The 15,118-nt window shown below is 42.4% G+C and carries 13 protein-coding genes; 11 read left to right on the top strand and 2 right to left on the bottom strand.

Going from position 1 to position 15,118, the window contains the following annotated elements:
- The first annotated feature begins 19 nt into the window (after positions 1-19).
- A complete protein-coding gene (locus tag AC0L46_RS14060) occupies positions 20-484 on the top strand; it encodes a hypothetical protein (RefSeq protein ID WP_473504459.1) in 465 nt (154 codons plus the stop codon).
- Between the two features lie 182 nt (positions 485-666).
- On the top strand, positions 667-1,992 hold the full coding sequence (locus AC0L46_RS14055) for a TolC family outer membrane protein (protein ID WP_414680142.1): 1,326 nt from the start codon (positions 667-669) through the stop codon (positions 1,990-1,992).
- An 86-nt stretch (positions 1,993-2,078) separates the two neighbouring features.
- Here the strand turns inward: AC0L46_RS14055 and AC0L46_RS14050 are convergent, their stop codons facing one another.
- Complete coding sequence (locus tag AC0L46_RS14050; RefSeq protein ID WP_473504457.1) at positions 2,079-3,377, bottom strand: M18 family aminopeptidase; 1,299 nt, start codon at positions 3,375-3,377, stop codon at positions 2,079-2,081.
- A gap of 124 nt (positions 3,378-3,501) precedes the next feature.
- Between AC0L46_RS14050 and AC0L46_RS14045 the strand changes: the two genes are divergently transcribed.
- The 6 genes from AC0L46_RS14045 to AC0L46_RS14020 all read left to right on the top strand — a co-directional run bounded on the left by AC0L46_RS14045 (position 3,502) and on the right by AC0L46_RS14020 (position 9,461).
- Positions 3,502-5,550 (top strand): carboxy terminal-processing peptidase, encoded by a 2,049-nt coding sequence (locus AC0L46_RS14045; RefSeq protein ID WP_473504455.1) that lies wholly within the window; start codon positions 3,502-3,504, stop codon positions 5,548-5,550.
- Between the two features lie 89 nt (positions 5,551-5,639).
- A complete protein-coding gene (gene ybfE, locus AC0L46_RS14040; RefSeq protein ID WP_473504453.1) occupies positions 5,640-5,918 on the top strand; it encodes a LexA regulated protein in 279 nt (92 codons plus the stop codon).
- 137 nt (positions 5,919-6,055) lie between these two features.
- Positions 6,056-6,634, top strand: a complete 579-nt coding sequence (locus tag AC0L46_RS14035) for a thymidine kinase (protein WP_414680146.1) — start codon at positions 6,056-6,058, stop codon at positions 6,632-6,634.
- Positions 6,635-6,636: 2 nt separating this feature from the next.
- Positions 6,637-7,533 (top strand): recombination-associated protein RdgC, encoded by an 897-nt coding sequence (locus AC0L46_RS14030; protein ID WP_473504451.1) that lies wholly within the window; start codon positions 6,637-6,639, stop codon positions 7,531-7,533.
- A 158-nt stretch (positions 7,534-7,691) separates the two neighbouring features.
- Positions 7,692-8,870 (top strand): cation diffusion facilitator family transporter, encoded by a 1,179-nt coding sequence (locus AC0L46_RS14025; protein WP_473504449.1) that lies wholly within the window; start codon positions 7,692-7,694, stop codon positions 8,868-8,870.
- A gap of 129 nt (positions 8,871-8,999) precedes the next feature.
- Positions 9,000-9,461: a RidA family protein gene (locus AC0L46_RS14020; RefSeq protein ID WP_414680149.1), complete on the top strand. Its 462-nt coding sequence runs from the start codon at positions 9,000-9,002 to the stop codon at positions 9,459-9,461.
- A gap of 84 nt (positions 9,462-9,545) precedes the next feature.
- Here AC0L46_RS14020 and AC0L46_RS14015 read toward each other — a convergent pair whose 3' ends face one another.
- Positions 9,546-10,847, bottom strand: coding sequence for a DNA recombination protein RmuC (locus AC0L46_RS14015; protein ID WP_473504447.1), 1,302 nt, complete (start codon positions 10,845-10,847; stop codon positions 9,546-9,548).
- 54 nt (positions 10,848-10,901) lie between these two features.
- Between AC0L46_RS14015 and AC0L46_RS14010 the strand changes: the two genes are divergently transcribed.
- From AC0L46_RS14010 to AC0L46_RS14000, 3 genes are read left to right on the top strand one after another with little or no spacing between them, the layout of a single operon-like run.
- Positions 10,902-11,519: a YigZ family protein gene (locus AC0L46_RS14010; RefSeq protein WP_414680151.1), complete on the top strand. Its 618-nt coding sequence runs from the start codon at positions 10,902-10,904 to the stop codon at positions 11,517-11,519.
- Between the two features lie 59 nt (positions 11,520-11,578).
- Complete coding sequence (gene rapA / locus AC0L46_RS14005) at positions 11,579-14,350, top strand: RNA polymerase-associated protein RapA (protein ID WP_473504444.1); 2,772 nt, start codon at positions 11,579-11,581, stop codon at positions 14,348-14,350.
- Between the two features lie 6 nt (positions 14,351-14,356).
- Entirely contained in the window at positions 14,357-15,010 is a 654-nt protein-coding gene (locus AC0L46_RS14000; RefSeq protein WP_473504442.1) for an RluA family pseudouridine synthase, read from the top strand.
- Positions 15,011-15,118 lie beyond the last annotated feature (108 nt).

Genomic DNA, 15,118 nt, shown 5'->3' with positions numbered 1-15,118 from the left:
AATAAGCAACCAAAAACAAGTGGCTAATATTTATACTCATAACCACAGCACAGGAGAGATTAAGCTAAACTTTGAGCATCAGATTAACTTCACATTTGAGCAAGACGGTTTACCGGGACAATACAAGATATTTTGGAAAAAAGATAAGCTGTTGATTCCTGCAAATACAGTGACATTAGAAACAGTAAGAGCGGGTCACTCGACAAGCATTACTACAAATAAAAGCCAAGATTTAACAGGTCATTTAACTTTAATAAATGCTTCGTCTAAAAAATACCCAAGCACACAAACGTGGGAAGCGACCATCATTAATCACTCAAATCAAGCGCAGAACTATTCTATTGAACAAAATACCAATGGTATTTTAACGATTATAGAAGGCGATGAAGTAAATCAAACATCAGCAAATAGTTTAAAACTTTCAGGAAAGATTGAAGCGAATAGTGAGAAAACTCTTCACTACAAAATAAAATTGAACAATTAGAAGTGGAATAGGTTAAATCGGCGCTTTACTTGCATTAATTTTCCACATTCGAGCCTATTTAAAGTATTCCGTTATGATATGGTCAACAGTCATAATAGATATAGCAAGAACGGCACTGCCGCAAGTAAAAAACTTGAGGTACTATTATAACTATATTTCATACTACGAGCCCACAGAGATCTATGAAAAAGCATATTATACCATCACTGATAGCAGCAACTGCGTTGAGCAGTGCAACACTTCATGCAGAAAGCATTTACGAAGTATACAAACTTGCTAAACAAAATGACCCAGGTTTAAGAGCCGCAGCAGCCACTTACAAAGCCCAAAGAGAAAGCGTTTCAGTTGCCAAAGGCAGCCTGTACCCGAGCATCAGTTTTAGTGCCGAACTTGGATACGATGAAGTAGATAGCCCATCTGTCGCTTACGGTGATCTATCTAATACTCTGGCTTTATCACTTGATTACCCTATTTACTCACCTGCCTTGGATTATGCTGTTGATGCTGTCGAGTTAGGATCAGAAAGCGCAGGAGTGAGTTTCAGTAACTCCGAAGAAGACTTGGCTCTAACCACGCTAAACGAATACTTCAACTTACTTATCGCACAATCCTCACTGCAAACAACTGAAGCATTGGTGAAAAGTACAGCAAGCCAGTTAGACAGAGTGAAAAAACAATACGAAGTGGGTCTAGCGTCTGTAACCGATCTACAAGATGCTCAAGCAGAATACGATGCGGTGCGCGTGACAGAACTTAGCGCTCGATCCGATGTTTCCTACGCACAAAAAGCGCTTTACCAAAGAACAGGTAAAGAGCTTACGAGCATTCCACAACTGTCTAAAGACTATCCGATTAGCGTCGATCCAAATATGACGGTCGATTCTCTAATTTCAAAAGCTCGTCGTGACAATAAAGAATTGCGTATATTGAGCCTTTCTGTTGAAAGTGCAGAAAACAATATCAGTATCCAAAAAGCCAACGGCCGCACACCAACTGTTGCGATTACAGGGTCTTTGTCTCGTACAGACAATGATTACGATATTGTATCGACATCTTACCTTGATGGCGTAACCAATGCGGCTTCTATCGCATTAGGCGTTAGCGTTCCGCTTTACAGCGGTGGTTCCATCAATGCATCAGTTCGTCAAGCATCGGCTGAAGCGGAATCTGCGATTGAGCAAAGAGCCAGTTCTTTACAAGCAATCGAGTTGAACATCCGTAGTTTGTACTTGGATTTACAAACATCAGTGGCTCAAATTTCAGCACAGCAGCAATTGATTCGCTCTCGTACAAGCGCCTTGGAAGCAACCAAAGCGGGTTACGATGTTGGAACACGTAACCTAGTCGAATTGCTAGATGCGCAATCAAACCTTTACGATGCTCAAAATACTTATGAGCAATACAGATACAACTTTATCTTAACTAAGTTGAGCTTGTTAGAAGCAACAGGTGATCTGACAGAAGAGAAAATCAAAGAATTGGATAAATGGTTAGTTGTTAAAATCTAATTAGTTTTTTATCTACAAAAAAGCCGCAGTACAGAATGATCAGCTTATTCTTTACTGCGGCTTTTTTATGTCTAAAACTCAAATAATCAACGTGTGATCAACTTGTCACGCTGATTAAAGCGAGCCAATACTTTATACAAACCATAAGCATCTTGGCTGCCGGCCAATTCACGAATTGAATGCATCCCGAATGTTGGCAAACCAATGTCGATGGTTGGAACCCCTATTTCACCAGAAGTAATCGGACCAATCGTACTACCGCAAGCCATATCGCTACGCACAACAAAGCATTGTACGTCATAATTTTCTTCCGCTGCGACGTCACGATAAATACTCGCCGTTTCACTGTTCGTCGCATAACGCTGATTTGCATTTACTTTTATTACCGCACCTTTATTAATAGCCGGAGCATGATGTTTATCATGCTTATTCGCGTAATTTGGGTGCAAAGCGTGGGCATTATCAGCAGACACCAACATAGAGCGCTGCATCGCTTGAACATATTGCTCAGGGTTTGGAGACAAACGTCGTAAAACATCGTCTAAAAATGGACCATTGGCACCGCATGCAGACAAGCTACCTATCTCTTCATGGTCAGTACAAATCAGCAAACTAGGACGAACATCTGGTGCCGCCAATAAGGCTTTCAAACCGACGAAACAGCTCAGTAAATTATCTAAACGTGCTGAGCAAATATACTCTTTGTGTAACCCAACTAAAGCGGCAGGTTGCGTGTCATATAGACTCAATTCAAAATCCAAAAGAGTATCAATAGCCAGTTCCGGATACTGACTTTCCAATTGTTTTTTTAGCAGTTGATGAAGATCAAATTCGTTTTCAGCACCACATAGAATAGGCAAAATTTCTTCTTGTGGGTTCACTGAAAAGCCATCGTTCACACCTCGATTCAAGTGAATAGCAAGGTTAGGCACCACTGCAATTGGCTCTTTAAAATCAACCAGACGACTCACAATATCCCCTGATTTTGTTTTCAGTGTAATACGACCGGCAATGGATAAGTCGCGATCCAGCCAAGTGTGCAATAACACACCACCATAAACCTCAACGCCTAATTGGTGGTAACCAAAGCGATCAACTTGTGCATTTGGCTTAAGTTTCAAACAAGGACTGTCAGTGTGAGCGCCCACCATTCGCCAACCAGTTTGGCTGAAATTAAGTTGCGGTGTTGTAAAAGCAACTAACGAAGACTCGTTTCGAGTAACAAAATAGCGACCACCCTCTTCGATCACCCAGTCATCTTCTTCAAATAATTCAACAAAGCCTTCTGATAACAAAGCACTACGCATACTGTCAGTTGCATGAAACGGCGTTGGAGAGGCTTGTAAAAATGACAATAACTCATCATTAAAAGTTAAATGTTCCATAAATTCCTATTTAGCGAAATGCTGTAAAAAAGTGACTTTTTAACACTTTGGCTAGCCTTCCAGCCCAGTGTCTAATATGATTTTACTAATGACGTATTAAATAGACAAAGAGAACCCATACTGGATGAATTATAAACGCTTTTTGCTTTGCCTTTTAACTGGCTACGCCTTTGCTTCTAATTCTGTGTCTGCTTATGAGGAATTACAACCACCTCATGAATATGACCAAGTCTCAAAAGAACTCGTTGAGATGCTAGAAAGCATTCATTATAACAGACCGCAGATCGATGATACTATTTCAGCGAAAGCCTTTGATTACTACATTGATTCACTCGATCCGACAAAAAGTTTTTTCCTGAAAAACGACATAGAAACTCTGTCCCGCTACAAATACAGCTTCGATGATGCCCTAAGAAACGGCGACACGAGAGTCGCTTACGTCATCTATAATCTTTTCTTAAAACGTCTTGAAAAGCGCCTACTTGATCTTCAAGAGAACTTGCCAGAAATGGTAAAAAGCTTCGATTATGAAATAGACGAAACGTTAAATGGCGACCCAGAAACCCAAGAATGGGCAAAAACAGAAGAGCAACTTGATGACTACTGGCGCAAGCGTATTAAAAACCGCGCTTTGGTTCTTAAGCTTAATGGAGAAGATGAAGAAAAAATCATCTCAACCATTGAACGTCGCTACAAGAATCAGCTTAAACAAGTTGACCAAACCAACGCGATTGATATCTTTCAAACCTTTGCTAACTCTGTAACAGCAGCTTTAGATCCTCACACTAGTTACTTTGCGCCTCGTGCATCGGAAACTTTCAATATTAATATGAGCTTGTCACTTGAAGGCATTGGTGCTGTTTTACAAATGGACGATGACTACACCAAAGTTGTTCGACTTGTTCCTGGTGGCCCTGCAGCAACTCAAAGTGAGCTTTCTCCTAACGACCGAATTGTAGCTGTCGGACAAGAAGGCGAGCCAATGATTGACGTTGTTGGCATGCGCCTTGATGACGTTGTCGATATGATTCGAGGAGAGCGAGATACCACAGTTATCCTTGAAGTCACACCAAGTAAAGGCGACACACAGAACAGCAAACTGATCAGTATTGTCCGCAAAAAAGTAAAGCTTGAAGACCAATCCGCACAGAAAGAAATCGTTGAAGTAGAGCGTGATGGAGAAACCTACAAAGTAGGCGTCATTAGTCTGCCAACTTTTTATTCTGACTTTGAAGCGATTCAAGCTGGTGATAAAGACTATAAAAGCTCAACGAGAGACACCAAGAAACTCATTGAAGAATTACGCAAAGAAGACATTGTTGCGCTGATTCTTGACCTGAGAAACAACGGCGGTGGCTCATTACAAGAAGCTAACTCTCTTGCAGGGTTATTCATACCGTCTGGCCCCGTTGTGCAAATACGAGACCAAAGCGGCCGAGTAACGCCTTTAGGTGATTCCGATCCAAGCATAACTTACAGCGGTCCTATGGCTGTCTTAGTTAACCGCATGAGTGCTTCTGCTTCCGAGATTGTTGCTGGTGCGCTGCAAGATTATGGTCGCGCCCTGATTCTTGGTGACCAAACATTTGGTAAAGGCACAGTGCAAGTTCTACAGGAAGTAGACAAAGGTCAACTGAAAGCCACACAAGCCAAGTTCTACCGTATATCTGGAGAAAGCACACAGCATAAAGGCGTTATGCCAGACATATTATTCCCTTCCCTTATTGATAAAGAAGAAGTGGGTGAAAGCGCCTTAGATAACCCTCTTCCTTGGGATAAAATCCATGAAACACGCTACCCTGTTTATTGGAATATTCCTGCTTACTTGCCTATTCTAGAACCTCGCCATCAAGCGAGAATGGCGGAAGACCCAAACTTTATTGCGATAAATGATCAGATTGATGAGTTCAAAACTCAAATCGAAATCTATAAAAACTTATCCTTGAAAGAAAGCGTTCGCCTTCAGCAAAGAGAAGAAAGCACCCAAAGAGAACTTGACCGCGAAAACGCTCGACGTGAAGCGCTTGGTTTAGAGCTCCTAACATCAGTCGATGATATTGAACCTGTTGAAGAAGATACTTACGCAAAAGAAGCGTCTGAAATCTTGCTTGATTTCATTGCAACCAATCAAATGGCCGAACAACAAGCGGCAAACAAAACAGCACAGAAGTAAGCTCAATAGCGAAAAGCCCCATTAGGCGGCTTTTCGCTATTTTCAATCAAATCTATCGCCCTTCTCATCTATACGAATTTCATATAACTATGGCAAAAGCATCCTCAGATCGAAACACAATCGACATATTTGGCAAAACACCTGGCCGTCCTCGCACTCACATGCTGAGCCGAAAAGAACAATTAAAAATTAACAAACGCGCGCAACGAGAAAAAGAAAAAGCTCAAGGCCTAAAAAGACTCGAATTAGTCATTGATCAAAATACCCTCGAACATCTGGATTTCTTATGTGAAAAACAGGGAATCAAACGCGTAGAATGGCTGACTCAGCAAATAAGCAAAACCATGAAATCCGCTAAAAAAGACTAAGCAAACACACCGCCTATCAAGAGCATTCAGCACTTCGCTAATAACAAGGCGCTGGACATGAAAAAATCCCACACAGAATAGTGATTTGATATACTAACCAGCCAATTTATCAAGCAACCGAAATAAACAGACCAAATATGGCTAAACTGTACTATTACTATTCTGCAATGAACGCAGGAAAATCGACTGTGTTATTGCAATCCGCTCATAACTACCAAGAGCGAGGCATGGACGTTTTATTATTAACCGCTTCTATTGATGACCGTTTTGAAACAGGCAAAATTGCCTCACGAATTGGTATTTCTGCAGAAGCCAGCTTGTTTGATAAAAGCACCAACATTCCTGAATTAGTAAAAAGCAGAAACGAAAGCAATGCACTCAGCTGCATTCTTATCGATGAAGCTCAGTTTTTAAGCAAAGAACAGGTTTACGATTTGTCCGAAATTGTTGATAACCTGCATATTCCTGTTCTCGCATTTGGTATTCGCACCGATTTCCAAGGCGAACTATTTGAAGGCAGCCAAGCCCTTCTCGCTTGGTCTGATAAATTGATTGAACTAAAAACCGTATGTCATTGTGGCAGCAAAGCAACAATGGTTATCCGAATGAATGAGCAAGGAATTCCCGTTAAGGAAGGCGCACAAGTAGAAATTGGCGGCAATGATCGCTATCTATCTGTTTGCCGTAAACACTTTAAAGAAGCCGTGAGAGACTAACTATGTGGTTCAAGAATGCCCAGATCTTCCAATTAAAAGACACAGAATCACTCGATACAAACGAACTGATCAAAAAAATCCCAGAGTTTCCTTTGAAAGAATGTGGATCACAAGATGAGTTCTCTTTCGGCTGGATGCCTCTTATTCGCAACAGTGAACAATGGAGTCTCGCCAGTGATCGCTGTCTATTATTTCGTGCAGGCAAAGAAGAAAAAGTTTTACCAAGTTCAGTGGTTCGAGAAGAACTAGAAGCCAAGGTTGCTGAAATCGAATTAATCGAAGGCCGAAAAGTTGGCCGAAAAGAACAATCTGATATGAAGGACGAATTGGTTTTCACATTACGTCCCAAAGCTTTCTCAAAACGCACCGATATCTGGGCATACATTGATTTACAAGCAAAAATATTGGTTCTCAACAGCACCAATGCTGGAATGACTGAACTGCTTTTCAAGCACCTGCAAACGACTCTTGGCAGTTTCCCAATGACACCACTGCAAGCACAAGTTTCTCCTGCTTCTGTGATGACAGATTGGCTCATTAAAAACGAAGTTCCAGCCAGTTTAGAAACAGGCGCTGAATGTGAAATTCAAGACGCTTCTGAAGACAAAGCCACTATTCGCTTTAAAGCATTAGAGCCACTATCAGAAGACGTGACACGCCACCTAGAACAAGGCATGGCGGTTAAAAATCTGGCCCTTCGCTGGACAGACAAGCTGAGTTTTGTGCTTCATGAAGACTTAACCTTGCGCAAAATAAAGTTTGATGATGCGCTAAAAGAAGCCGCTTTCAATGATTCCCAAGGCGGTGGTTTGTCCGACATGGATGCAAACTTTTCTATCATGTCGCTAACGATGAGAGATTTCTTTGCTTCTTATTGCCAGTGGTTCGAAATCGACTGATCAAAAAGAGACAGAAAGCTTTTCCACAGATGTCGTGGATAAGCTTGGGGAGAACATTCTCTAAGCCAATAACAGCGGTAATGTCTCCTAAGTGCCACAATATTTACACAACAAACACTATGAGCCATTAAGCTTTTTTAGCATTACTGAGTGGATAAATGTCAAAACTTAAGCAAGAACAAGACATAGCAAAACGCGTAACTCTCGTTGGTGCAATTTGGGACGCCATTTTAGGCTTCGCTAAAATCTTTGCTGGTTATTTTTCCCAATCTCAAGCACTCATGGCTGACGGTATTCACTCATTATCTGATTTAGTTACCGACGTATTTGTTTACTTTGCATCGGCGAACTCTCGCCAAGGTCCTGACGAGAATCACCCTTACGGCCACCTTCGCTTTGAAACGCTCACTACTGTCTTTTTAGGCATGGTTTTAATCATTGTGGCCATTGGCATTGCTTATGAATCCATCGGAGCACAAACAGACGGCGTACAAGCACAATTTACTTGGTATGGCTTAGCCGCTCTATTGCTTACCATCATAGTAAAAGAAGCCATTTTTCATTACACGAAAAAAGCGGGTGATCAAATTGGCAGCAAAATGCTCGTTGCAAATGCTTGGCATAGCCGCAGCGATGCACTGTCTTCTATTGCAGTACTGATTGGCTTAGTTGGCGTTTATTTTGGCTACACTTGGGCTGATATGATTGCTTCCATCGCGGTGGCTTTATTAATTGGTAAAATGGCTGTCAGCATGGTTTGGGAAAACCTCGCAGAATTAGTCGATACGGCACCAGACCCAAAACTGATGGAGCAAATCAAGGAGACAGCCAACAGTTTAAAACACGTCATGGCACCTCATGATATGAGAGCTAGGTCTATGGCGGGCAAAATTTATCTCGATATGCACATTCATGTACCTAGCCATGCCAGTGTCAGTGAAGGCCACTATCTTGGTGATTTAGTAGCTTACACTATTAAGCAAGCACATCCTCAAGTTGAAGATGTGATGGTTCACATAGACACGGATGAAAAAATCCAAACAGACAGTTTTATCCAAGAATCCACATCAGAAAAGCCACCTTTACTTAAATTGCCAGCGCGCCACCAAATATTGGCGGACTTAGGTTTCTTGTTACGTCAACATACAAGCTATGTGGATATTCCAAACACCCGATTGCACTATTTGAACAACCATTTAAATCTAGAAATCATTGCTCACTCTGAGAAAGCTCCCGAAGGAGCCGATTTAAAACGACTAACGGCCGGTATTTTGTTGGATTTACAAACAGCAAAATACATTCAAACAGCCACTGTTTTGTGGCGATTTAATAGTTAAAGTACTTTCTGTTTAAATCACTTTTCATTGTTGAACAAATCAGCTTCCCCTTTTGGTAACGCTCTTCTTCAAAAGTGTCTGGTATAAGTCTTGCTTATATAAAACGACATCAACAATGAGGGAATGCAAATGAAAGCGAAACTTTTAAATATTCTAACGGTTGGCGTACTTTCGTCCGTTTTGAGCGCTCAAGCACTTGCCAGTTCAGAAATAGAATTTCTAAGCAACGACTTTTATAAATCTAAGGGATACCCTTTTTCAGAAGGCGTCAGAGTAGGAAATACCATCTATTTATCTGGGCAAATTGGCTTGGATTCCAAAACTGGAAAGCTGGCTCCAGGCGGGATTAAAGCAGAATCCATTCAAACCATGGATAATATTAAAGCGTCCCTAGAAAACCACGGATACAGCATGAGTGATGTCGTAAAATGCACCGTAATGCTTGCAGACATAAAAGAATGGGGTGTTTTTAATACCGTATACAAAGAATATTTTTCTGAAAACTACCCAGCTCGAAGCGCTTTTGCTGGTAGCGGCCTTGCTCTAGGCGCTCGTGTTGAAGTGGAATGCATTGCCGCCGTTGCTGGCTAATCATCACAAAAAAGCACCTTTATGGATCAATTCAACATGATTCAAGAAGGTGCTTTTTCATTTTCGCTTCAGTAAAACCCTGCCTTATTCTTCCGCAGAGCCATCATTCAAATATTCTGTTGGCAAAGCTTTACTGGTTTTTGCTCCCATCAGCTTGAGCTTCTCAGCTCGCGACACAAGATTGCCGCGTCCTACTGTCAATTTTTTCAACGCCGAATCATGACTGCGACTTACCGCTTCTAGTTTATTGCCAATGTCATCCATATCTTGAACAAAGCCAGAAAACTTGTCATACATGGCACCTGCTTGGCGAGCGATTTCAATGGCGTTTTGGCTTTGTTTTTCATTTCGCCAAATATTCTGAATGGTTCGCAATGTCGCCAATAAATTCGATGGTCCAACAATAATAATGTTGTGTTCAAAGGCTTCACTGAACAAACCGTTATCCGCTTGTAACGCTAGGCCAAACGCCGCTTCGATTGGAATAAAGAGAAGCACAAAATCCAATGAGGTCACACCGGGTAAATCATGGTAAGACTTGGAACTTAAATCTTTCATATGACGGCGTATCGCGTCTAAATGCAGTTTCAACGCTCGATTTCTGTCTTCATCCGTTTCCGCTTCCATGTAAGAAAGGTAACTGATTAAGACCATTTTCGAATCAACAATAATTTGCTTGCCTTCTGGAAGATGGATCACAATATCGGGTTGTAAACGACGGCCCTCTTCTGTTTGATAAGACGTTTGGATTTGATATTCACGGCCTTTTTCTAATCCTGAGCGCTCTAAAATACGCTCTAAAATCACTTCGCCCCAACCACCTTGTAACTTGTTTTGGCCTTTGAGCGCATGCGTTAAACTCACCGCATCATCACTAATTTTCTGGTTAAGTTGCTGTAAGCCCTTAATCTCTTTTACCAAGGAGAAGCGTTCTCGGGCTTCCTCTTGATAACTCTTTTCAACGCTTTCTTGGAATTTCTGAATTTGTGAACCCAAAGGCGTTAACAAGGTTCCAAGTTGACGCTCGTTTTCTTTCGCCAGCTGCTGACCTTGTTGGGTCATAATTTCATGAGCTAGTTGCTTAAACTCTGTCTCATTTTGTTTTTTCTGCTCACGATAAAAAGCTTCTTTTTCCTGCCATACATTTTGCGCGGCGGCGAATTGTTGCTCTAACGTCAGAGACTCTTTCTCCAAATAATGAATTTGATCTTTCGATTGTTCTAAAAGACGCAGTAATTCCTCATTTTGTTGCTGCATTTTTTCTTCTGCCTGCTGCCACTGACGACGCATAGCCTGTACAATAACGGCAGCAACGCCAGAAATAAGAATCGTGCCAATGCAAAAGCCCGATAACACCCAAACTGATTGTGAAAGCCAATCTGCCATATAAATTAAAACTCGCTATTTTTTATAGAGAAAACAACCGTTAAGCAAGTTTACATGGATTACTACCTAAGCCCAACACACACGCAACGCTTTGATCTAGAAATAAAAAACAGCCAGTTCCTTACAACGGTAAGCCGAACAAAAGGTCGTGCTGCGGCTAAAGCCTTCATTGATGAAATGAAAAGCAAATACCCAGACGCTAATCATAATTGTTGGGCATTTATTGCTGGTGCGCCAAACAATGCGCATTTATGGGATCAAAGTGATGATGGTGAGCCAAAAGGAACGGCAGGAAAACCCATGTTGAATGTTTTACAACATTCCGATTTTGGCGAAACAACGGTTGTGGTAACGCGCTTTTTTGGTGGCATCAAACTTGGGGCTGGCGGATTAGTAAGGGCTTACAGTCAAGCGGTGCAAGAAGCTCTTTCGCAAACAATTTATGAAAGTGTTTACCCACGTAGCCCTGTTCAACTGAAAATAACCTATCCTTTGTTAGGTAAGGTTGAATATTGGCTAGAACAAAGTGACATAGAAATCACCAACAAAACATACAGTGACGACATTATTATTGATCTTGCTGTCATTGAACGTACTTGGCCAGAACAAAAAGTCATACTGACAGACTTGTGCCAAGGTAGCTTAACTTTAATTGAATCGGACAAAGCATAACCATGTATCAAACTGGACAAAGATGGAGCAGCCGCAACGAGCCTGATCTCGGCGTAGGCATGATAGTAGACAAACAAAACAAATCTTTTACCTTGCACTTCCCTGATGCAGAAACCGATCGTTTATATTCATACGACCAAACTAGCCTTGTTCGTCGCACATTGACCGTTGGCGACCAACTCCATTTTCAAGGCGAAACTTATACTGTCCTAGAAGTAGAAGACGTTGATGACCTTATTGAATACCGCATTAGCGATGACGAAGATTGGCTAGAAGAGTCTTTAATTCAATTCCCACGTAACGACAAAAACGAGCTAGATTCGCTATTGGCTTTATCTCCTGCACGCCGTATGTGGTTTGACCTTCGTCGCCACACTTTAGAACATCAAGCTGAAAATGCCGCTTCACAAGTTCGTGGCTTAATGGGCTTAAAAGCCGAGCTTTTACCTCACCAAATCTATCTTGCCCATGAAATTGCCAACCGTCCTAAAGCACGCGCGCTTTTATGTGATGAAGTTGGTATGGGTAAAACGCTAGAAGCGGGTTTGATTTTGCATCAGCGCCTGTTGAACGGCTTGTGTAAACGCGTTCTGATTTTGACACCGACCAACTTGCAACACCAATGGTTGGTTGAGATGCTGCGCCGATTCCATCAGCCTTTCTCTCTTATCAATGAATCCGTATACGAAGATTTCATGGAAGGTGACGACAACCCATTCGAGCAGCAGCCTTTTGTAATTGCGCCTATCGATTGGGCAAGCCAACACCCGAAAGCCACTCAGCACATGCTGGATGCCGAATGGGACATGGTTATTGTGGATGAAGCTCATCACCTAGCATGGCACCCAGAAACACCAAGTATTGGCTACCAAGTTGTAGCCCGTCTCGCCGCTCAAACAGAATCACTTTTACTATTAAGCGCGACTCCAGAACAGACAGGTGAACGAGAACACTTCTCTCGTTTGCAGCTTTTAGATGCTGACCATTATCACGATTTCGATCGTTATTTAGCTCAACAGCAAGAATTCAAGCAAGCAGCCGAACTAGCAGAAGCCCTATTGCCATTCACGCAAGAAGAAAGCCTTTCTAAACCGCTTGATTGGCAAAGTTTATTCGCTGACTATTTGGATGAAGTAAAAGCCAAAGATTGGTTTATTGCTCTAACTGATAGCTCGAACAAAGACCTTGCACAAGCGGCTCAAGAAGCCATTAGTTGGCTGATTGATCGCCACGGTACAGGCCGTGAAATGTTCCGTAACACGCGAGCGGCAGTTGGCGGCTTCCCTAATCGATACTTGCATTCTTACCCTCTAGAAAACAATGAGTTTTTTGCTTCGGCAAGCCACCATATTCAGCCAGAAACAGACGTGGCAGATGGCTTATGGGAAAAAGACCCTCGCTGGTCATGGTTAAAAGAGTTCCTAGAATGCCAAGCAGATAAAGTACTGGTAATTTGTCATACCGCCGATATGGCACAGTGGCTAAATGATCAGTTAACTTTTGCTGGCTTCCAAAGCGCCGACTTCCACGAACAAATGCCTTTGATTCACCGTGACAGAGCCGCAGCTTATTTTGCCGATGAAGACGGTGCACAAGTATTGGTTTGCTCAGAAATTGGCAGTGAAGGCCGAAACTTCCAATTCAGCCATCATATCGTTATGTACGATTTACCTGAGCACCCAGATTTATTAGAGCAACGAATTGGGCGCTTGGATCGCCTAGGACAATTAAACGACGTACAAATTCACGTACCTTTCATTAAAGAAAGCGTGCAAGAGCGTCTGTTCAACTGGTATCACCACGCTTTAAATGCTTTTTGTCGCACTACAGGTTCTGGCGATAAAGTAGAAGAAGCATTTGGTGACAGCTTACATGCTTACCTTCATGGACAAGATGACGACGCAGACTTACTCAACGAAGCCCGCGTTTACCATGAAGCCCTGTTGAAGCAAATGGAAGAAGGCCGAAATCGATTACTTGAAATGAGTTCGTGCCGACCTGAACAGGCGCGAGATTTAATCGACCAGATTAATCACCAAGCAACCAAAGGTTTGCATCATTACATCGAACAAGTCACTCACGCATTCAATATTTATGCAGAATGCATGGACGACACACCAGAAAAAGCCGCATGGTTCTTACGCCCTTCTACCGACATGATGCTAGAAGCGCTTCCGGGTATCGAAGAAGAAGGCAAGATGTTAATGCTGGATCGTCGCCAAGCGAGTCAACGTGAGAACGTTGCTTTCGCTACTTGGGAGCACCCTCTTATCGCTATGCTGATGGACGAAGTTCAAGGCTTTGATTCTGGCAAACTGACTTCTGCAATCCTTCCGATCTCAGCTCTTCCAGAAGGAACAGTATTGGTTGAAAGTATGTTTGTTATTGAAGCAACAGCGCATCCGCGTCTGAAGCTGGCCCAATCACTGCCAATGACGCCAATGTGGCAGCTGTCTGACTCCAACGGCAAATTCCTCCACCAGCAATTCACGGCGGATAAATGGGCTGAAAAACTCAAAGGTGTGCCAAACCGAGTGGCTGAACAATGGGTCGCTGCTTTGCGTAAAAACTTGATTGAAGTATTACAAGCTCATCAGTTAAATGCTCAAGATCAAGCTCGCCCAATCGTTCAAGCGGCTAAAACGTCTTATCAACATCGCTGTCAGAATGAAATTGATCGTCTGATCGAATTGAAATCCTTTAACAGCGCGATTCGTGATGAGGACATTGAGTTGTTGGAAAACAATATGCAGGAAGGCTTGGTACGAATTGATGAACACCAAATTCGCCTCGATGCCATCCGTATTATTTTAACCACTAAGCCGGAATAAAACTCCGTGCGAGACGAGCAAGCAACCCTAAACAAACAAGCAACATTAGACATACTCTACGAAGATGACTGGTTTGCAGTTATTAACAAACCAGCCAACTGCTTGTCTGTACCCGGTCGTGGGCCAGACAAGCTCGATTCTATCTTGCATCGAGCAGAGTGTTTGTTTGGGGAAGCATTCGCAATACATCGCCTTGATGAAGCTACTTCCGGCTTGATTCTTGTCGCGAAAACCCATGAATGCCAGAAACGCATGTATGCGCATTTTCGTGAACGAGAAGTCAAAAAAGAGTACCGCGCCTTGTTGCGCGGTCACCTCAAAGGCGACACAGGACAAGTACGAAAACCTCTAAGATGTGATTGGCCAAATCGACCAAGACAGATCGTTTGTACCGATGAATGGAGCAAAGACTCCATCACTTTCTGGGAGAAAATGGCCTACGAAGGACAAACAACTCGCGTTCGTCTCACTCCATTCACAGGACGATCACACCAACTTCGTGTCCACATGCAAAGCCTTGGTCATGGCATCATTGGCGATGAGTTTTACGATGATCAATATACTAATGAATCACGCCTTTTACTTCATGCTTATCGATTAGAGTTTCGTCATCCGTTTACTCAAGCGTGGCTAGCCTTTGTTGCTCCCTGCCCTTTTTAAAATAATCCATTCCAAATGGCATAACCAGACGAATAAAACGTCAAGGATCTGTGCCACCTAAATTTAAATCTGGATATAAAACAAAAAGTTATGACATAACGCATTAAA

It is taken from the genome of Marinomonas sp. 15G6-16 (assembly GCF_055809555.1).
This window is presented reverse-complemented; position numbering and strand designations above follow the sequence as displayed.

Excerpts from the sequence above, each read along its gene's own strand:
- ybfE (WP_473504453.1), top strand. The coding sequence starts at position 5,640 with ATGGCAAAAGCATCCTCAGATCGAAACACAATCGACATATTTGGCAAA.
- AC0L46_RS14025 (WP_473504449.1), top strand. The coding sequence starts at position 7,692 with ATGTCAAAACTTAAGCAAGAACAAGACATAGCAAAACGCGTAACTCTC.
- AC0L46_RS14015 (WP_473504447.1), bottom strand. The coding sequence starts at position 10,847 with ATGGCAGATTGGCTTTCACAATCAGTTTGGGTGTTATCGGGCTTTTGC.
- AC0L46_RS14055 (WP_414680142.1), top strand. The coding sequence starts at position 667 with ATGAAAAAGCATATTATACCATCACTGATAGCAGCAACTGCGTTGAGC.
- AC0L46_RS14050 (WP_473504457.1), bottom strand. The coding sequence starts at position 3,377 with ATGGAACATTTAACTTTTAATGATGAGTTATTGTCATTTTTACAAGCC.
- AC0L46_RS14020 (WP_414680149.1), top strand. The coding sequence starts at position 9,000 with ATGAAAGCGAAACTTTTAAATATTCTAACGGTTGGCGTACTTTCGTCC.
- AC0L46_RS14010 (WP_414680151.1), top strand. The coding sequence starts at position 10,902 with ATGGATTACTACCTAAGCCCAACACACACGCAACGCTTTGATCTAGAA.
- rapA (WP_473504444.1), top strand. The coding sequence starts at position 11,579 with ATGATAGTAGACAAACAAAACAAATCTTTTACCTTGCACTTCCCTGAT.
- AC0L46_RS14035 (WP_414680146.1), top strand. The coding sequence starts at position 6,056 with ATGGCTAAACTGTACTATTACTATTCTGCAATGAACGCAGGAAAATCG.
- AC0L46_RS14045 (WP_473504455.1), top strand. The coding sequence starts at position 3,502 with ATGAATTATAAACGCTTTTTGCTTTGCCTTTTAACTGGCTACGCCTTT.
- AC0L46_RS14030 (WP_473504451.1), top strand. The coding sequence starts at position 6,637 with ATGTGGTTCAAGAATGCCCAGATCTTCCAATTAAAAGACACAGAATCA.